Genomic DNA, 16706 nt, shown 5'->3' with positions numbered 1-16706 from the left:
TATTGGCAGACTAGAGCCCTACATAGTTATGTGGCGTGATCTGACGAAGCTCTGCCTTGACCGCCTCATCAACCTCTAAGGTGTCGATAAAGTGGGCGATCGTCTCTTGGCTTATCTCCTCACCCGTGCGGGTCAGTGCTTTGAGTGTCTCATAGGGGTGCGGATAACCCTCACGGCGCAGAATCGTCTGGATAGCCTCGGCGACCACGGCCCAGTTGCACTCTAGATCATGAGCGATGCGCTCGGGGTGGATGACAAGCTTGCCAAGACCCTTAGAGAGGCTACTGAAAGCTATCAGCGTGTAGCCCATCGGAACAAGCTGATTGCGTATCACCGTCGAGTCGGTCAGGTCCCGTTGCAGACGAGATATGGGAAGCTTAGAGGCTAGGTGCAGAGCCACTGCATTAGCTAGCCCGAGATTGCCCTCAGCATTCTCAAAGTCAATGGGATTAACCTTGTGAGGCATAGCACTAGAGCCGACTTCTCCCGCCTTGATTTTCTGTCCGAAGTAACCCATAGAGATGTAGCTCCAGAAGTCTCGAGCGAGATCGATGAGGATCGTGTTGATACGAGCCATCGCCTCAAAGAGGGCGGCGAGGTTGTCGTAGTTGGAGATCTGTGTCGTGTACTGCTCACGCTCTAGCCCTAGAGATGAGAGGAAACTATTGCCAAAAGCGACCCAGTCAATGGTAGGGTAGGCGACATGGTGTGCATTAAAATTACCCGTAGCACCGCCAAACTTGCCCGTGATAGGCACCCTCTCTAGAGCTTTGGTCTGCTGCTCCAAGCGGTAGACGAAGACCATGATCTCCTTGCCTAGACGTGTGGGGCTAGCGGGCTGACCATGCGTGCGCGCTAGCATAGCGACATCGTGCCACTCATTAGCGAGCTGACGTAGCTGCTCGATGAGCTTCTGAAGCGTAGGAAGGTAGACCTCGTGCAGTGCCTCGCGCAGCATAAGCGGGAAGGCGGTATTGTTGACATCTTGTGAGGTTAGTCCGAAGTGGACAAACTCCTCAATCTTTTCTAGTCCCAACTGAGGTAGATGACGCTTGATGTAGTACTCGACAGCCTTGACATCATGATTGGTCGTAGCCTCGATATCCTTCACCTCTTGTGCGGCCTCTGCGGACCACTCCTTGTAAAGCTTTCTTAGAGCCTCTTGCTTAGGCTCTGTGAGGGCTTTGCTCAGTGCGGGTATCGCTTGGGTTAACGCTATGAGGTACTCTACCTCGATACGTACACGGTAGCGGATGAGCGCTGACTCGGAGCTGTAAGCTGCTAGGGGAGCCGTTTTGCTCGCATAGCGTCCATCTAGAGGTGAGATTGCTTGAAGAGCTGACATACTATTATGGATTGAAGAGAGTTGTAAGATGACAAAAAGGGGCGTGTCGCTACGCTAGGTCTGCCACAGCTGACGCGATGTGCTGAGCATAACTATAGCGACTCGATAGAAAACAGATTAATGACTAGACGCAAGACTCAAGATCGTGATGCCGTAAAGGAGACATCGTGCGTCCTGTGTCTTGCGCCTAGGCTTTGTTAGAGAGCTGCTCGTTTAGCCTCTAGCCTTTTCGCAGATAGACTTAAAGGCTTCGGGGTTGTTCATCGCGAGGTCAGCGAGGACCTTACGATTGATCTCAATCCCCTGCTTATGTAGGGCACCCATAAGTGTAGAGTAGGTCATACCCTCCAGGCGTGCAGCAGCGTTGATACGCTGTATCCATAGAGCGCGGAAAGAGCGCTTCTTATTCTTACGGTCACGGTAAGCGTACTTCAGACCCTTCTCCCAGCCATTCTTGGCTACGGTCCATACGTTACTGCGGGCACCGATGTATCCGCGTGTTAGCTTGAGTATTCTCTTGCGCTTAGCTCGTGAAGCGACGTGATTTACTGATCTAGGCATTTCTTGTGTCGATTAGTGTGTGTAATTAGTACGTACTAAACTCTGTTAAGTCCTCGATTAAAGGTTGAGCATCTCCTTGACACTCTTCTCATTGTGTGGGTGCACGAGAGCTGTGTAGGTAAGATTGCGCTTACGCTTCTTGCTCTTTTTGGTGAGGATGTGACTCTTGTACGCATGCTTACGCTTGACGCGTCCGCTACCTGTCAGGAAAAAACGCTTCTTAGCGCCTGATACTGTCTTCTGTTTAGGCATTTTGTTTGGATTTTGAATTGTGTGAAACTATTGTTAGATGCACCCTCCTGACCAACTACCTAGAGGCACGCCTATGCCTGTTTGGATAGTCTGCTACGCACTGAGCGAAACTGGTAGGGTAGGTGATTTACTTGCTTATTAATGAGTCTATGTTAGGACTACTCGTCTTCGTTCTTCTCCGATACTTCTTGATCTGTCTGCTCCTCGTTGGTCTGCTTGGGTTCCTTTTTCTTACCCTTAGCAGAGGCTGGCTTAGGAGCTAGCATGATCGTCATGCGCTTGCCCTCTAGCACTGGCATACTCTCGACACGCGCCAGATCTTCTAGATCGTTGGCAAAGCGTAGGAGGAGTATCTCGCCTTGATCCTTAAAGAGGATACTGCGACCACGGAAGAAGACGTACGCTTTCACCTTAAAGCCATCCTTAAGGAAGCCCTCAGCGTGACGAAGCTTGAAGTTGTAGTCGTGGTCATCCGTCTGAGGTCCGAAGCGGATCTCCTTGACGACCACCTTAGCCTGCTTAGCCTTTTGCTCCTTCTGTCTCTTCTTCTGCTGGTAGAGAAACTTCTGGTAGTTAGTCACACGACATACGGGCGGCTCCGCATTGGGAGAGATCTCCACAAGGTCTAGTCCTTGTAGCTCGGCTATACGACGAGCTTGCTGGATAGGGTAGACCCCCTGGTCTACATTGTCACCGACGAGACGTACCTCGCGATGAGGTATCTGCTCGTTGATCCGGTTCGGTTGCTCTTTGATGGGTGGACGTCTGAAATTTCTACTGTTTGCCATTCGTCTGCAATTAGCAGTTAGTGATTTGTTAGCAGTTTGCTAGGTTTGGGTTATTTGATCAAGTGCTTAGATTGATACGACTTATCTTTCTCTTGAGATAAAAGGTAGATGACTACCCCTTGGCATTCATCTGACTCTCTATCTCCTGAAGGATACGCTCGGCAAAGGTACTAATTTTTTCCGTACCAACATCACCCTCGCCTTGCTTACGCACCGAGACAGTGCCGTCAGCCTGCTCCTGCTCACCCACGATCAGCATGTAGGGGATGCGCTTGAGCTCATTGTCACGTATCTTGCGACCGACCTTCTCGTTGCGGTCATCGATCGATACGCTGATGTCATGCTCGCTTAGAGCAACTGCCACCTCATTTGCGTATTCGTTGAAGCGCTCCGAGACTGGCAATATGACGACTTGGTCTGGAGCCAACCATAGGGGGAACTTGCCCGCCGTGTGCTCTATGAGCACCGCTACAAATCGCTCCATCGAGCCAAAGGGTGCGCGGTGTATCATCACGGGGCGGTGCTTCTGATTGTCCTCGCCCGTGTACTCTAGGTCAAAACGCTCTGGTAGGTTGTAGTCTACCTGGATCGTACCTAGCTGCCAGCGTCTACCGAGAGCATCCTTGACCATAAAGTCAAGCTTCGGGCCATAGAATGCTGCCTCATCGTACTCAACATGTGCCGGTAGACCAGCCTCTTGACAAGCTTCGATAATGGCCTGCTCAGCACGATCCCAGTTTTCCTCGCTACCGATGTACTTGCTACGGTCAGTCTGGCTGCGTAGAGAGATCTGTGCCTCAAAGTTCTCAAAGTCCAGTGCTCTAAAGATGATGAAGATAATGTCCATCACCTTGAGGAATTCCTCTTTGACCTGATCAGGACGGCAGAAGATATGTGCATCGTCTTGCGTAAAGCCACGTACGCGCGTCAAGCCGTGTAGCTCACCGCTCTGCTCGTAGCGATAGACCGTACCAAACTCAGCCAGACGTACGGGTAGATCTCTGTAGGAGTGAGGCTTGAGCCTATATATCTCGCAGTGGTGGGGGCAGTTCATTGGCTTCAGCATGAAGGCTTCTCCCTCCTGAGGTGTCGTGATCACTTGAAATGAGTCAGCACCATACTTAGCATAGTGACCGCTCGTCTTGTAGAGCTCCACATTGCCGATGTGAGGCGTCATCACCTGCTGATAGCCGTAGCGCTTTTGGATACGCTTGAGAAAATCCTCTAGCTTGAGTCTCAGCTGCGTACCACGTGGTAGCCATAGAGGCAGCCCCTGTCCGACACGTTGTGAGAAGGCAAAAAGCTCCAGCTCCTTACCTATCTTGCGGTGATCACGTTTCTTTGCCTCTTCGAGCAGCGCAAGGTACTCGTCAAGGAGCTTCTTCTTGGGGAAAGTGATACCATATATACGAGTCAATTGCTTGCGTGTCTCATCACCACGCCAGTAAGCACCAGCCACGCTCAGTAGCTTGACCGCCTTTATAGGCGCTGTGGAGGGGAGGTGTGGTCCACGGCAGAGGTCGGTGAAGGCACCCTGCGTATAGGTCGTGATGGTGCCATCCTCCAGATCGTTGATCAGCTCTAGCTTGTAGCCCTGACCTGTTTTCTTGAAGAAGTCTAGGGCATCGCTCTTGGAGATAGCTTTGCGCTCGAGCGTCTCCTTGCGACGCGCCAGTTCCAGCATCTTAGCTTCGATCTTAGGCAGATCCTCCGACTTGATCACCTCATCACCAGTATCTATGTCATAGTAGAAGCCCGCATCGATAGCAGGTCCTATGCCAAACTGTACGCCAGGGTAAAGCTCCTGTAGAGCCTCCGCCATAAGGTGAGCCGAGGTGTGCCAGAAGGCGTGCTTGCCACCCTCGTCCTCCCACTTGAGGAGCTTGATGTGGGCATCATGCATGAGCGGAGTACGCACATCGATGAGCTTGCCATCGCACTCGGCCGCTAGGACCTCCTGTGCCAGTCGCTCGCTGATGCTATTCGCTATATCTAGCGGGGTCACCCCCTGCTTCATTTCCTTAACACTGCCATCGGGTAGCGTGATATGTATCTGATCAGACATAAGTGGTGTGTTGTAGTCGACTAATTAAAGAGACTGTTGCCATCGGCAACACGCTCCAAAAGGTATATACACCACAAAGGTACAAAAAAAGCTCTCAACCCTCAGGGCTGACGCAGTATAAATTCATTTTGAAAATTTCCTTTGAGGTCATCTATGCTAGTTTTTTCTTCAAATGAAGTGTTGATGAAGCTTTGAGCTCGTCTTTAAGCCTTTGAATTACAGTCAGATTTATTCTGTTCATGATGTTCATGCCCTGAGTTGCGCTGCACGTTCTCTTGGTAGAGTAGACCGTCCTAAAAAGCATATCCAGCATATAGTGTAGCTTGTTTTCCATCTCCCAATGCTTACTGAGCAATCTTGAGTAGCGATTGCCACATAAGAGTAGAAAAGGGGACCGCACCACAAAAGGTACAGTCCCCCCATCGTCTATAGATAAGTTGTGCTCTAGCTGAGCTCGTGGATGACGATACCGGAGCGGAGCTTAGGCTCGAACCACGTAGTCTTAGGTGGCATGATGTTGCCCGTGTCAGCGATGTCCATGATTTGCTTCATCGTGACGGGATAGAGAGCTAGTGCTACCTTCATCTCGCCTGAGTCGACACGCTTCTTGAGCTCGCCAAGACCGCGGATACCACCAACGAAGTCGATGCGCTTGTCACTACGTAGATCCTTGATGCCGAGGATCTCATCGAGGATGTGATTCGATGAGATGGTGACGTCTAGGATGCCGATAGGATCGTTGTCATCGTAGGTGCCTGGCTTAGCGGTGAGCGAGTACCAGTTGCCATCTAGGTAGAGTGAGAAGTTGTGCAGCTTAGCGGGCTTGTAGATCTCTGTGCCCTTCTTCTCGACGACGAAGTCCTTTTCGAGCTTCTTGAGGAACTCCTCGCTGCTTAGCCCATTGAGATCCTTGACGACACGGTTGTAGTCGATGACAGTGAGCTGGTTGGCGGGGAAGGCGACAGCCATAAAGTAGTTGTACTCCTCATCACCACGGTGATTGGGGTTTTGCTTAGCCTTCTCAGCACCTACGAGTGCTGCAGCAGCACTACGATGGTGACCATCAGCGATGTAGAGTGCAGGCATCTGGCCAAATAGCTCGGTGATGCGCTTGATATCCTGATCGTTGTCGATGATCCAGAACTGATGCTGGAAGGTATCGTTGGCAACGAAGTCGTAGACAGGCTTCTCGGCTGTATACTTAGCGACAATCTTGTCTAGCTCATCATTGTCAGGGTAAGCGAAGAAGACCGGCTCAATGTTCGCATTGTTGATGCGGACGTGCTTCATACGATCCTCCTCCTTGTCACGGCGTGTGAGCTCGTGCTTCTTGATGACACCGTTGAGGTAGTCCTCGACATAAGCGCCGATGACGAGACCATACTGTGTCTTGCCGTTCATCGTCTGAGCATAGACGTAGTAGCACTCCTTGTCGTCCTGTACGAGCCAGCCCTCCTTCTTGAAGTGCTGGTACTGCTTGACAGCCTCGTCGTAGACCTTGGGGTCGTGCTCGTCGGTACCTGCGGGGAAGTTGATCTCCGGCTTGATGATGTGGTATAGAGACATAGGATTGCCCTCTGCCTCCTTGCGTGCCTCGTCAGAGTTTAGCACGTCGTAGGGACGAGAGTTGACCTTCTCGACAAGATTCTGTGGTGGTCTGTATCCTTTGAATGGTTTGATTATAGCCATAATAGAGAGTCTTAGTGGGGTGAGAATGAAAAAGAAAGAGAGACTTCAGTCCCCTCAAGTTGTGAGGAGACCAAAGTCTCTAAGTCATTTAGTGATTAGTTGACGCGGAAAGTCTCACAACCATCCTTGATGAAGCCAACGATCTGGTTAGCAGCAGCAAGACCAGCGTTGATGTTTGCCTCAGCTGTCTGAGCACCCATCTTCTTAGCGGTAGCTAGGTAGCGATCCTGTAGCTCCTTCTGGTACTCCTCGTGCATGTCAGGCGCGATATCGGTAGCGTAGCGTACGTCCGTGCGCTCCTTGAGAGCTGCTAGGAAGCACTCCTCATCGATGATCTCCTTACGAGCCGTATTGACGATGAGACCACCCTTAGGCATCATCTTGACATACTTGCCGTTGATGCTCTTGACAGTCTCAGCGGTCTTGGGCGTATTGAGCGATACGATGTCGCACTGCTTGAAGAGATCCTCCTGGCTGCAGTAGGTGAGCCCGAGCTCCTTCTCCTCAGCTGCATCGAGGCGGTGACGCTTGTTGTAGTAAACCTCCATGCCGAAGCCCTGAGCGATCTTAGCTAGGCAACGACCGATGTGTCCGAAGCCCTGGATACCGAGCTTCTTGCCCTTGAGCTCAGAGCCAGACTTGCCGTTGAAGTGGTTGCGAACCATAGCGAGCATGAGCGCAAAAGCAAGCTCAGCAACAGCGTTGGAGTTCTGTCCAGGAGTGTTCATCACGCAGACGTTGTGCTTGGTAGCAGCCTCTAAGTCTACGTTGTCATAGCCAGCACCAGCGCGTACGACGATCTTGAGGTTCTTAGCAGCCTCAAAGACATCAGCCTGGATTTTGTCGCTACGTACGATGATAGCGTCTACATCCTTGACAGCGTCGAGGAGCTGCTGACGCTCTGTATATTTCTCTAGGAGTACTAGCTCAAAGCCAGCACCCTCTACAATCTTGCGAATGCCATCTACAGCGACTGGTGCAAAGGGCTTCTCAGTTGCGATAAGTACTTTAGTCATAGTATTGTGAGTGATATCTTTATTTAGGAGCCTACCCCGTAGACCCCCTATTGGTGTGAGGTGCTGCGGGGTAGGACAGATAGAGTTATGTAAGTGATGAGAGAGAGATTAGTGCTTCTTCTCGAAGTCTTGCATAGCCTTGATCAGAGCCTGTACGCTCTCCATCTCGAGGCCATTGTAGAGAGATGCACGGAAGCCACCTACAGAGCGGTGACCCTTGATACCTACCATACCACGCTCGGTAGCGAAGTTGAAGAAGTCATCCTGTAGCTCTGCATACTCATCGTTGAGGACGAAGCATACGTTCATGCGAGAGCGATCCTCAGCCTCGACAGTACCACGGAAGAGCTTGTTGCGGTCGATCTCTGTGTAGAGAGCGTCAGCCTTCTCCTTAGCACGCTGCTCCATAGCCTTGACACCGCCCATCTCCTTGTACCACTTCATGGTCTGGAGGCAAGTATAGATAGGTAGGACAGGAGGCGTATTGAACATAGAGCCCTTCTTGACGTGCGTCTGGTAGTCGAGCATCGTAGGTAGTGGACGATCGATCTTGCCTAGCGCATCCTTGCGGATTACTACGAAGGTCGTACCGGCAGGACCCATGTTCTTCTGAGCTCCACCGTAGATACAGTCGTACTTGCTGACGTCTACTGGACGAGAGAAGATATCACTACTCATATCGGCAACAAGAGGTACCTTGCAGTCGAAGTCCTTGCGGATCTCTGTACCGTAGATGGTATTGTTGGAGGTGTAGTGGAAGTAGTCCACATCCTCGGGAATGGTGAAATTCTTGGGGATGTAGGTGAAGTTCTTATCCTCTGAAGAAGCGACAACAACTGTCTCCGTACCGAATACCTTGTCTACGAAGCCTGCCTGCTTGATAGCGTTAGTAGACCACGTACCCGTGTTGAGGTAAGCTGCTTTCTTGCCCATGAGGTTGAGCGGTACCATGTAGAACTGGAGGCTAGCACCACCTCCGAGGAAGAGTACCTCGTAACCCTCGGGGATGTCCAGTAGCTCCTTGAAGGTAGCTACGGCCTCGTCCATTACAGCTTGGAATTGCTTGCTGCGGTGAGAGATCTCAAGGAGTGAGAGATCCATGTCAGCAAAGTTCAGCACCGCATCAGCAGTGCGCTCGATCACGCCACGGTTCAGTACCGAGGGACCAGCATAGAAGTTGTGCTTTTTCATCTTACTATATTTATTGTTTTGGGATTATATGCTTGTCTATGTGTGCAATAGGTGGTCTGTGCGACTGCCATTTGCTTTGTTTAGAAGGAGCAAAGAGAAAGCTTTTTAGAGTCTCCTCTCTTTGCCCCTACAAAGATACGCAATTAAAGTTGAGAAACAAACTATTTCGACGGTTCCTTGTGCTAATGTTCGGATAATTCCTGTTTTGAAGTGCTTGGAGACTCAGGTCTGATGCGTTGTATGCAGGGTCTCTTATGCCTTGCAGCACATTTTCCTTCAGAAGGGAGGAAATCCCTACGTGGAGATTTTTAAATCCCTACGTAGGAAATGAAAAATCCCTACGTAGGAAAGAAATGAAACTTCGGAGGAATCAAACGAAACTTCGGAGGAAATGTTTTTCCCCTACGTGGAGAATGAAAAATAGCCACGTGGAAAATTAACGTTTTCCACGTGGCTATCATATGTTATAGTGTCGCCTGACTATATTACCCCGCTGTGACTTCTGTGGGGGAGCCTTTTTGGATCTGGAAGAGGCGGTAGGGGACTTGCTTCGAGGAGATGATCTCATCGAGATACTTGCGATTTGTGTCAGTGATGAAAATCTGCCCGAAGGTGTCCGTAGCGACGAGCTCGATGATGCGCTCTACACGATCGCTGTCTAGCTTGTCAAAGATGTCATCGAGGAGCAGTAGGGGAGCGGTCTGATTCGTCAGGTGCTGCTGCAGATAGCGGTACTCGGCCAGCTTGTAAGCGATGAGGTAAGTTTTGTTTTGCCCTTCGGATCCTATCTTGCGCATGAGGATCTCCCCGAGGAGCATCTCAAAGTCATCTCTGTGGCAGCCGGTTGCTGTGAAGCCATACTCGTAGTCTCTCTGGCGACCATTACGTAGTATGCGTAGCTGCTCCTCGGCGGTGCTGGCACTGCCTGCGCTAAAGGATAGAACCGCACGCTCTACGCCCGCAGCTAGATGCTGATAGATCTGGTCGAAGGTAGGGACGAGCTCCTCGACATAAGCTTGTCGCATCGTGGTGACCGCCAGTCCAGTCGTTGCTAAGGTCTCCTCGAGGATATCCATCAGAGCAGGCTCGTGGATCTGGTTGCGCAGCATATTGTTGCGCTGATCGAGTGCTCTGTTGTAGTTGATCAAGTTCGCCAGATAGGTTGCGTCTTGCTGTGAGAGAATACGATCCACGGAGCGTCTGCGCTCGTCACTACCTCCACGTATGAGCCTCTGGTCATGTGGCGATATGATGACCAGCGGATAACGTCCTATGTGATCACTGTGACGCTTGTAGAGACGACCATTGCGAGAGAGTTGCTTGCTTCGCTCGGTAGAGATACGCAGACTGATCTTGTCCTCCTGACCATCGTCCCATAGGTACTCGCCCTGGATGATCGCCTCCTGTGCCCCCTGGCGTATGGCGTAGCGATCGGTCGTGCCTAGATGCCCACGCACCACCGAGAGGTAGTGGATAGCATCTAGGAGGTTGGTCTTGCCCATGCCATTGCCCCCGAAAAAGCAGTTGAGCTTAGGGGCGAAGTGACAGTTTGCCGTGGCGACATTCTTAAAGTTGATGACACTCAGCGAGCTTAGTATCATAGTCGGGGCTCTATTCCTAACTGCTGCATGGGTACGAGGAGCTCCTCGTGAAGCTTATGTAGTCGGCTCGTGAGTTGCTCCGTAGCATGACACAGAGGCAGGCGCACCGCACTGGTCTCTATGAGCTGAATGGTATGGAGCAACCCCTTGATGCCCACGGGGTTCCCCTCCTTAAAGAGCAACTGATACATCTCCGTAAAGAGTGCATCAATCTCATCCGCCTGCTCTCGCTGCTCCGTAATCAGAGCTGAGACAAGTGCTTTGATCGCTTGAGGATAAGCATTTGCCACGACAGAGACGACTCCATCGCCTCCAGCACGGATGATATCTTTCGTCAGGTGGTCGTCGCCCGAGTAGACGAGCAGATCAGGACGGCATAGCTCACGAATCTCTCCGATTCGCTCCACATGCCCCGAAGCCTCCTTGATACCGATAATCTTTGCCGAGTCACGCTGCAGTCGTGCTACTGTCTCGGGCAGTAGATCGCACCCGGTACGCGAGGGGATGTTATATAGTATGATAGGCTTCTTGCTCGCCTCGGCAACAGCCATAAAGTGCAGATACAGCCCCTCCTGCGTTGGCTTATTATAGTAAGGTACCACTGAGAGGATGGCATCGACATTGTCATAGATCGGGTCACTCATACGCTGGCAGAGATCCTGCGTATTATTACTTCCGACTCCGATCACCAGCGGGCAGCGACCATCGATGGCTCGTCGCACCACATCGATCAGTAGCAGTCGCTCAGGGTAAACGACCGTAGGCGACTCGCCCGTAGTGCCGAGGAGCACCACAAAGTCGCACCCGCCTGAGACCACATGCTCTGTCAGACGACTCAGCGAAGCCGAGTCCACCTGCCCATTCTCTAGAAAAGGAGTAATCAACGCCACACCAGCACCCGTCAGATGGCGATAAGGATGGTAAGTATACTTGTCGTACATATATATAATAAGGTATAGCCCTTAGCAATTTGTCCAGTTCATATCGATCAGCTCCGCACGAGCTGCATTGTACTCAGCAATAAGATTTTCGAAGATCTGAGCCACTGGTTGCACCTGCTCTATCTGTGCAGCCACCTGACCTATCTCTAGCTCACCCTCCTCGAGATCCCCCTCGAAGATACCCCGCTTAGCCCTAGCTCGCCCTAGTAGCTCTCGCAGCTCATCGGCAGAGGCTCCCCGAGCTTGCAGGGTAGCCACCTGTTGGTAAAAGTCGTTCTTCAGCAAGCGTGTAGGAGCGAGCTCCTTGAGGGTCAATATCGTGTCTCCCTCGTCACTCTTGACACACGCCTCCTTGAAGTCTTCATGCGCACTACTCTCCTCACTTAGCGCAAAGAGTGTCCCAATCTGCACGCCATCGGCACCTAGGCTCTGAGCAGCCAATATGGAGCGTCCCGAAGCAATTCCACCAGCCGCTACTAGGGGTAGGTCAATAGCCTGAGCCACAGCTGGTATCAGAGCCATCGTTGTCGTCTCCTCACGGCCGTTGTGACCACCCGCCTCAAAGCCTTCTGCGATCACGGCATCGACACCTGCCTCTTGGCACTTGACCGCAAACTTCGTACTGCTGACCACGTGCATTACCTTGATACCATGCTCATGGAGAAGCGGAGTAAAGCGCTTGGGACTACCTGCCGAGGTGACCACGATAGGCACCTGCTCCTCGACGATGATCTCTATCAACGTATCGATATCCGGGTAAAGCAATGGTACATTGACCCCAAAAGGTCGATCCGAAGCCTCACGGCAGCAAGCTATATGCTCTCGCAGCACCTCTGGGTACATAGAGCCAGCCCCAAGGAGACCCAGCCCCCCCGCGTTGCTCACAGCCGAGGCTAGTCGCCAACCGCTACACCAGACCATGCCGCCGGCGATGATCGGGTATTGTATGCCTAGTAGGTTGCAGAGTCTATTCTTCATATTGTCTTAATTGCAAATTCAAACTTCTTGTACAAAGCTACGCAAATCACGCCACATATCGTTCCCATTGTTTCAAGGAAAAGCATCGAAAGAGTGTAAGCGGTCCGGCAGATCAATGGTTTTACAAAAGAAACGCTACGCTTAGGTACCTAAGCGTAGCGTCTATAATTAAGTATGATGTATTAATAGGGGAGACTACAAATTGGCTTTATTATCGTGCTCTTCAAGGGGCGTGAGCGTTAGCGTAGCAGTGATGGGTTGCTTAGGTATGTACTCATTAGGATGATCCGCTGGTTTCATCAAAACCGGAGTGCCAAAGTCTGAAATGCTTGTGATCTCGATGCGGTAATCGTTGTTTCGAACGATGCCGTAGTGCCCATAACGCTCTTGAGTGGGTGCGTGCTGAACGGGTAAGTAATAGTAGTTGTAGCTCTTCAGGTAGTAGCGCAATCCTTTGTAATCGATAGGATACAATTCTCCCTGGTATTTAGTTCCTGGAATGATCATCTTATCACCTTGAGTAGCTACAAAATCTTCGCATACATCTTGTAAACTCTTTGGATAACCTACTGGTGCAGTTACGGTAGGCTTAGAACTTCCCGTAGTCTTCTTATTGCGCTCGTAGATGGCTTTTAGATAAGTGACAAAGTCACGCCCACGATAGTAGTTTCCATTAAAGCTAACCCATCCCTCGTCTGACTTAAAGTCTCCAATGGCATCCAAGCTAGCAGGATAAAGCTTGTACCCAATGAGCACGGCTGGCAGGAAGTAATAAGTGTTGTGATCGGGATCAACCGTTGTTTCGGAAACGTAATATCCAGATTGAGCAAGATCACACTCATTGATTGTCTTGGGCACGAGCTTGAGAGTCTCTATATTGAAGATCGAGTTACTCCCATTGACAGATCTGTAAGTTTTAAAAAGATCCTCTTGATTACTCTTATTACTACTGGCGATCTCGTGATAACCTGGGGAATAAGCGTATCGATTGGCAAAACTAGAAGCATCTCCAGGCTTTTCCATAGTATTTCCCGCACCTCCGATGAGTGGCGCTAGCTCACGCATCAAAAACGCTACACGAGCTTGACATCCAACCCTAAACGTTCCGCCATTGGTTAAGTCAATCGACATATACTGAGGAACTTTAGGCTCTCCAAACAATCTTACACGGGCGATCGCTCGTGTGAGCGTTACTTGTACCGAAGAGGCTCCTTTGTCAAAGGCACGCTCTTCAATCTGTATAGGGCCTTGATCATTACTCCACACGACAGACGTAACTTTGTTTCCTGACTTTGTGTATAGATCGACAAGTTTGTATGTTGGTTCAAAGAGTTTACTCCACGATAGCCCCTGACCAAACGTACTTTGAATAGCTGGCGTGCCATTAAGTACGGCGACTAAATAATAAGAAGATACGGGCAACGATATAGATAGGGGAGCCTTAGTTGTTACTTCAGCTTTGCTAAATGTGCGGTGAGCCACCATAGTTCGCTCTGCTGGCTCAGACTCGCTCGAAAAAAAGTATAAATCTAATTTCTCAACAGCGGACATAGGATCGTTTTCATCAGCTCTGAGATCTGCCCCTAAGCAGTTCAGCCGTATCGTCAAGTTGCCTTCTGTAGCTACAGGATTGATAGCCTTGGGCGACTTACGACATGATCCCAGTAGCAGTACACTCATACACACCACTAGTGAGATGAGTCTAAGCGTTACATAGTCGTTGAGCCTTTGATGCTTGGGCGTTGCTTTTTGCAAAATGTTCATCGCCATTTGTTGATGAGACTTTTGTTTCTGACTGTCTTTAGTCTTTGATAGTAGCTTCATAGTGTATCCATTGTTCGCGTTAAAAGAGTGGCATTTTATTTGACAGTGCGAAGTTAAACAAAAAACTGAGATTACAAGCACCTTTTCCTCCTATATTGATGATTTTTCGAACTAAACATAAAACTCATTCTGAAATCAGCGTGGATGTCCAACAAAATCTACCCATATTGCTCCATGATCTGTGAAGATCCTGCTGGACAGCCTGAAGAGTTCTTGTAGCACGCCTGGTATAGATGTGTAGATCTGGATGGATTCTGTAGATCTAGATAGATTTGGTAAATCTAGATAGATTGTTCGAAGAGTCTGGTAGCACATATTATAGCCAGAGCCTTTCGGAGTCGTTAAATCGATAAGGCTCCGATCAGTTCTTGGACATCTGAGATGTGATTTTCTTCGAGATAGTTAGATAGCTGGAGAACAAGCTTAGAGGCTATGTCAGGCTCGACGAAGTTGTAGGTGCCAACTTGCACGGCTGTAGCACCTGCTAGTAGGAATTCGATTACATCTTCGATAGTAGCGATACCTCCTAATCCTATGACTGGTATCGATACCGCCTGCGCCACTTGCCACACCATACGAACGGCTATAGGTTTGACAGCAGGGCCGCTCAGTCCTCCAGTGATTGTAGATAGTTTAGGTTTGCGCGTCTTGACATCAATAGCCATACCGAGGAGCGTATTGATAAGCGAAAGACTGTCAGCGCCAGCTTCTTCGGCAGCACATGCGATCGCTGTAATGTCGGTGACATTGGGCGAAAGCTTGACCATCAGATGCCCCTTGTAAGCCTTTCGCACTGCAGAAATCACCTCGTAGGCACTCTCGCAATTGACACCAAAAGACATGCCGCCCTCTTTTACATTCGGACAGCTGATATTTAGCTCGATAGCACGCACCTTCGGGTGATCATTTAGTCGCTCAGCACAAGCGACATAATCTTCGATCGTAGAGCCACTCACATTGACCAGAATCTCTGTATCATAGTGACTTATCTCAGGTAGGATATGCTCTATCAGGTAGTCCACGCCCTTGTTTTGTAGACCTACACAGTTAAGCATACCAGCCGTTGTCTCTGCCATACGAGGGTATGGATTTCCTTGTCGCGGGTGCAGTGTAGTCCCTTTGACTATAAATCCACCTAGCTCATTGAGATCTTGAAATGGAGCAAACTCCAACCCATAACCGAAAGTACCAGAAGCTGTTAGAATGGGGTTCTTAAGCGTAATTCCCCCTCCTATATTGACAGATGTGCTTACCATAATAGTTGATCAAAGTTAAATACAGGACCATCCGTACAGACGCACGTATTGCCCTGGTTTGCAATATTCTCTACACAGCAAAGGCATGCACCCACACCACAAGCCATCAGATTTTCGAGCGAAGCTTGACCAGGCACGTTATGCTTCTTTGCCCAGCCATGGATAGCTCGCATCATAGGACGAGGGCCGCAAGTATAGATCATCGAGTAGTCACCTTGCTCTAGCTCAGGAGCAGCCAAGACGGCTCCTCGAGTACCATAAGACCCATCGTCAGTCGTATAACTATAGGAGCAACCGATCTGCTCAATTTCATCGCGAAGTATCAGTAAAGAAGAGGTGCGAGCTCCTATGATCAAGTGGGGGTGCACTCCTAACAGCTGCTGCAAATGGTGAGCTAGCATAATAATGGGAGCCATACCGACCCCTCCAGCGATTAGGAGCGGACGCTTTCCAGCAATGGCAGGATCTGTTGCAAAGGGCGTGCCTAAAGGTCCGATTATATTGATCTTATCACCCGTTTTTAGATCGCACATATAGCTACTCCCACGTCCCACTCGCTGCACTAGGAGAGTCAGACAGAGCTCTTCGCTAGACCACTTATATATAGATATGGGGCGCCTCAAGAGTATTCCTGCTGGACGACAGTCTATTTGTACGAACTGTCCAGGTTCCACCCCTTTTAGCCACGACACACTAGAGCTAGAGGTGATCTCTAGTCTTAAGTAAAGTAGGTGATAGCGTGGAGCTACCTGCTCATTATTGATGACAATAGCATCAACGCTAACAGGCTGTGATGATTTGGTCCGATCCATATCCATTCATTTGTATGCGTATAAGAAACTATCGAGAGCCACTCTTTGAGACTCCTTGCTTCTGCTGAGACAAAAGTACAGCTTTTTTGCCGTTTGCCCATATAGGCAAACAGTCGAGAGAAGAGGTAATGGCAATTCACAAATGAACTCATAAGCAACTACAAATGAAATTCAATACAATTACACCCGCATAGATACCCAATACAAACGTATTGCGCAATACTTCGCACAAGTAAATCTTCTATTGCGAGCACGCATACGGCGTCGTCGATTTATTTGTAAAACAATCCGTTTCACAATATTATTATTCTGTCCAAATGTTGTATTACTACCTATATATGAGGTTGATATAGCTCGATTGCTAAGTAGATCTTTGCTACTGTATTG

14 protein-coding genes are annotated in these 16706 nt (G+C 49.8%); all 14 read right to left on the bottom strand.

All coding sequences use genetic code 11. The annotated features are described in order from the left end of the window. Nucleotides 1–10: 10 nt before the first annotated feature. A complete protein-coding gene (gene purB / locus PORAS_RS06560; protein ID WP_004331644.1) occupies nt 11–1345 on the bottom strand; it encodes an adenylosuccinate lyase in 1335 nt (444 codons plus the stop codon). A 213-nt stretch (nt 1346–1558) separates the two neighbouring features. Next, on the bottom strand, nt 1559–1906 hold the full coding sequence (gene rplT, locus PORAS_RS06555; protein ID WP_004331643.1) for a 50S ribosomal protein L20: 348 nt from the start codon (nt 1904–1906) through the stop codon (nt 1559–1561). A gap of 57 nt (nt 1907–1963) precedes the next feature. Continuing rightward, complete coding sequence (rpmI, locus tag PORAS_RS06550) at nt 1964–2158, bottom strand: 50S ribosomal protein L35 (RefSeq protein ID WP_013760647.1); 195 nt, start codon at nt 2156–2158, stop codon at nt 1964–1966. Between the two features lie 158 nt (nt 2159–2316). Beyond that, on the bottom strand, nt 2317–2946 hold the full coding sequence (infC, locus tag PORAS_RS06545; RefSeq protein WP_004331669.1) for a translation initiation factor IF-3: 630 nt from the start codon (nt 2944–2946) through the stop codon (nt 2317–2319). Between the two features lie 112 nt (nt 2947–3058). Beyond that, the gene (gene thrS / locus PORAS_RS06540; RefSeq protein ID WP_013760646.1) at nt 3059–5011 is read right to left on the bottom strand and encodes a threonine--tRNA ligase; all 1953 of its coding nucleotides are present in this window, start codon (nt 5009–5011) and stop codon (nt 3059–3061) included. A gap of 444 nt (nt 5012–5455) precedes the next feature. Beyond that, nucleotides 5456–6700 carry a DUF1015 domain-containing protein gene (locus tag PORAS_RS06530; protein ID WP_004331660.1) on the bottom strand — a complete coding sequence of 415 codons (1245 nt, stop codon included), beginning with the start codon at nt 6698–6700 and terminating at the stop codon, nt 5456–5458. A gap of 95 nt (nt 6701–6795) precedes the next feature. Further along, a complete protein-coding gene (locus tag PORAS_RS06525) occupies nt 6796–7716 on the bottom strand; it encodes an NAD(P)-dependent oxidoreductase (RefSeq protein ID WP_013760645.1) in 921 nt (306 codons plus the stop codon). Nucleotides 7717–7824: 108 nt separating this feature from the next. Then, nucleotides 7825–8907, bottom strand: coding sequence for a 3-phosphoserine/phosphohydroxythreonine transaminase (serC, locus tag PORAS_RS06520; protein ID WP_004331663.1), 1083 nt, complete (start codon nt 8905–8907; stop codon nt 7825–7827). A gap of 485 nt (nt 8908–9392) precedes the next feature. Then, the gene (gene recF / locus PORAS_RS06515; RefSeq protein WP_004331673.1) at nt 9393–10508 is read right to left on the bottom strand and encodes a DNA replication/repair protein RecF; all 1116 of its coding nucleotides are present in this window, start codon (nt 10506–10508) and stop codon (nt 9393–9395) included. Continuing rightward, nucleotides 10505–11449, bottom strand: a complete 945-nt coding sequence (gene dapA, locus PORAS_RS06510; RefSeq protein WP_013760644.1) for a 4-hydroxy-tetrahydrodipicolinate synthase — start codon at nt 11447–11449, stop codon at nt 10505–10507. The genes recF and dapA overlap by 4 nt, the downstream gene beginning before the upstream one ends. A 21-nt stretch (nt 11450–11470) precedes the next feature. Next, on the bottom strand, nt 11471–12427 hold the full coding sequence (locus PORAS_RS06505; protein ID WP_013760643.1) for an NAD(P)H-dependent flavin oxidoreductase: 957 nt from the start codon (nt 12425–12427) through the stop codon (nt 11471–11473). A gap of 195 nt (nt 12428–12622) precedes the next feature. Next, complete coding sequence (locus tag PORAS_RS06500) at nt 12623–14251, bottom strand: fimbria major subunit (protein ID WP_013760642.1); 1629 nt, start codon at nt 14249–14251, stop codon at nt 12623–12625. 341 nt (nt 14252–14592) lie between these two features. Further along, nucleotides 14593–15507 (bottom strand): dihydroorotate dehydrogenase, encoded by a 915-nt coding sequence (locus PORAS_RS06495; RefSeq protein WP_013760641.1) that lies wholly within the window; start codon nt 15505–15507, stop codon nt 14593–14595. Further along, complete coding sequence (locus tag PORAS_RS06490) at nt 15501–16319, bottom strand: dihydroorotate dehydrogenase electron transfer subunit (RefSeq protein ID WP_245528012.1); 819 nt, start codon at nt 16317–16319, stop codon at nt 15501–15503. Before PORAS_RS06490 ends, PORAS_RS06495 begins: the two co-directional genes overlap by 7 nt. Between the last annotated feature and the right edge of the window lie 387 nt (nt 16320–16706).

Source organism: Porphyromonas asaccharolytica DSM 20707, assembly GCF_000212375.1.
Classification (GTDB): domain Bacteria; phylum Bacteroidota; class Bacteroidia; order Bacteroidales; family Porphyromonadaceae; genus Porphyromonas; species Porphyromonas asaccharolytica.
Note: the sequence above shows the minus strand (reverse complement) of the source record. Positions and strands in the feature narration are given on the sequence as shown.

Excerpts from the sequence above, each read along its gene's own strand:
- infC (WP_004331669.1), bottom strand. The coding sequence starts at position 2,946 with ATGGCAAACAGTAGAAATTTCAGACGTCCACCCATCAAAGAGCAACCG.
- dapA (WP_013760644.1), bottom strand. The coding sequence starts at position 11,449 with ATGTACGACAAGTATACTTACCATCCTTATCGCCATCTGACGGGTGCT.
- rplT (WP_004331643.1), bottom strand. The coding sequence starts at position 1,906 with ATGCCTAGATCAGTAAATCACGTCGCTTCACGAGCTAAGCGCAAGAGA.
- rpmI (WP_013760647.1), bottom strand. The coding sequence starts at position 2,158 with ATGCCTAAACAGAAGACAGTATCAGGCGCTAAGAAGCGTTTTTTCCTG.
- PORAS_RS06525 (WP_013760645.1), bottom strand. The coding sequence starts at position 7,716 with ATGACTAAAGTACTTATCGCAACTGAGAAGCCCTTTGCACCAGTCGCT.
- PORAS_RS06490 (WP_245528012.1), bottom strand. The coding sequence starts at position 16,319 with ATGGATCGGACCAAATCATCACAGCCTGTTAGCGTTGATGCTATTGTC.
- PORAS_RS06495 (WP_013760641.1), bottom strand. The coding sequence starts at position 15,507 with ATGGTAAGCACATCTGTCAATATAGGAGGGGGAATTACGCTTAAGAAC.
- PORAS_RS06530 (WP_004331660.1), bottom strand. The coding sequence starts at position 6,700 with ATGGCTATAATCAAACCATTCAAAGGATACAGACCACCACAGAATCTT.
- purB (WP_004331644.1), bottom strand. The coding sequence starts at position 1,345 with ATGTCAGCTCTTCAAGCAATCTCACCTCTAGATGGACGCTATGCGAGC.
- recF (WP_004331673.1), bottom strand. The coding sequence starts at position 10,508 with ATGATACTAAGCTCGCTGAGTGTCATCAACTTTAAGAATGTCGCCACG.
- PORAS_RS06505 (WP_013760643.1), bottom strand. The coding sequence starts at position 12,427 with ATGAAGAATAGACTCTGCAACCTACTAGGCATACAATACCCGATCATC.
- thrS (WP_013760646.1), bottom strand. The coding sequence starts at position 5,011 with ATGTCTGATCAGATACATATCACGCTACCCGATGGCAGTGTTAAGGAA.
- serC (WP_004331663.1), bottom strand. The coding sequence starts at position 8,907 with ATGAAAAAGCACAACTTCTATGCTGGTCCCTCGGTACTGAACCGTGGC.
- PORAS_RS06500 (WP_013760642.1), bottom strand. The coding sequence starts at position 14,251 with ATGAAGCTACTATCAAAGACTAAAGACAGTCAGAAACAAAAGTCTCAT.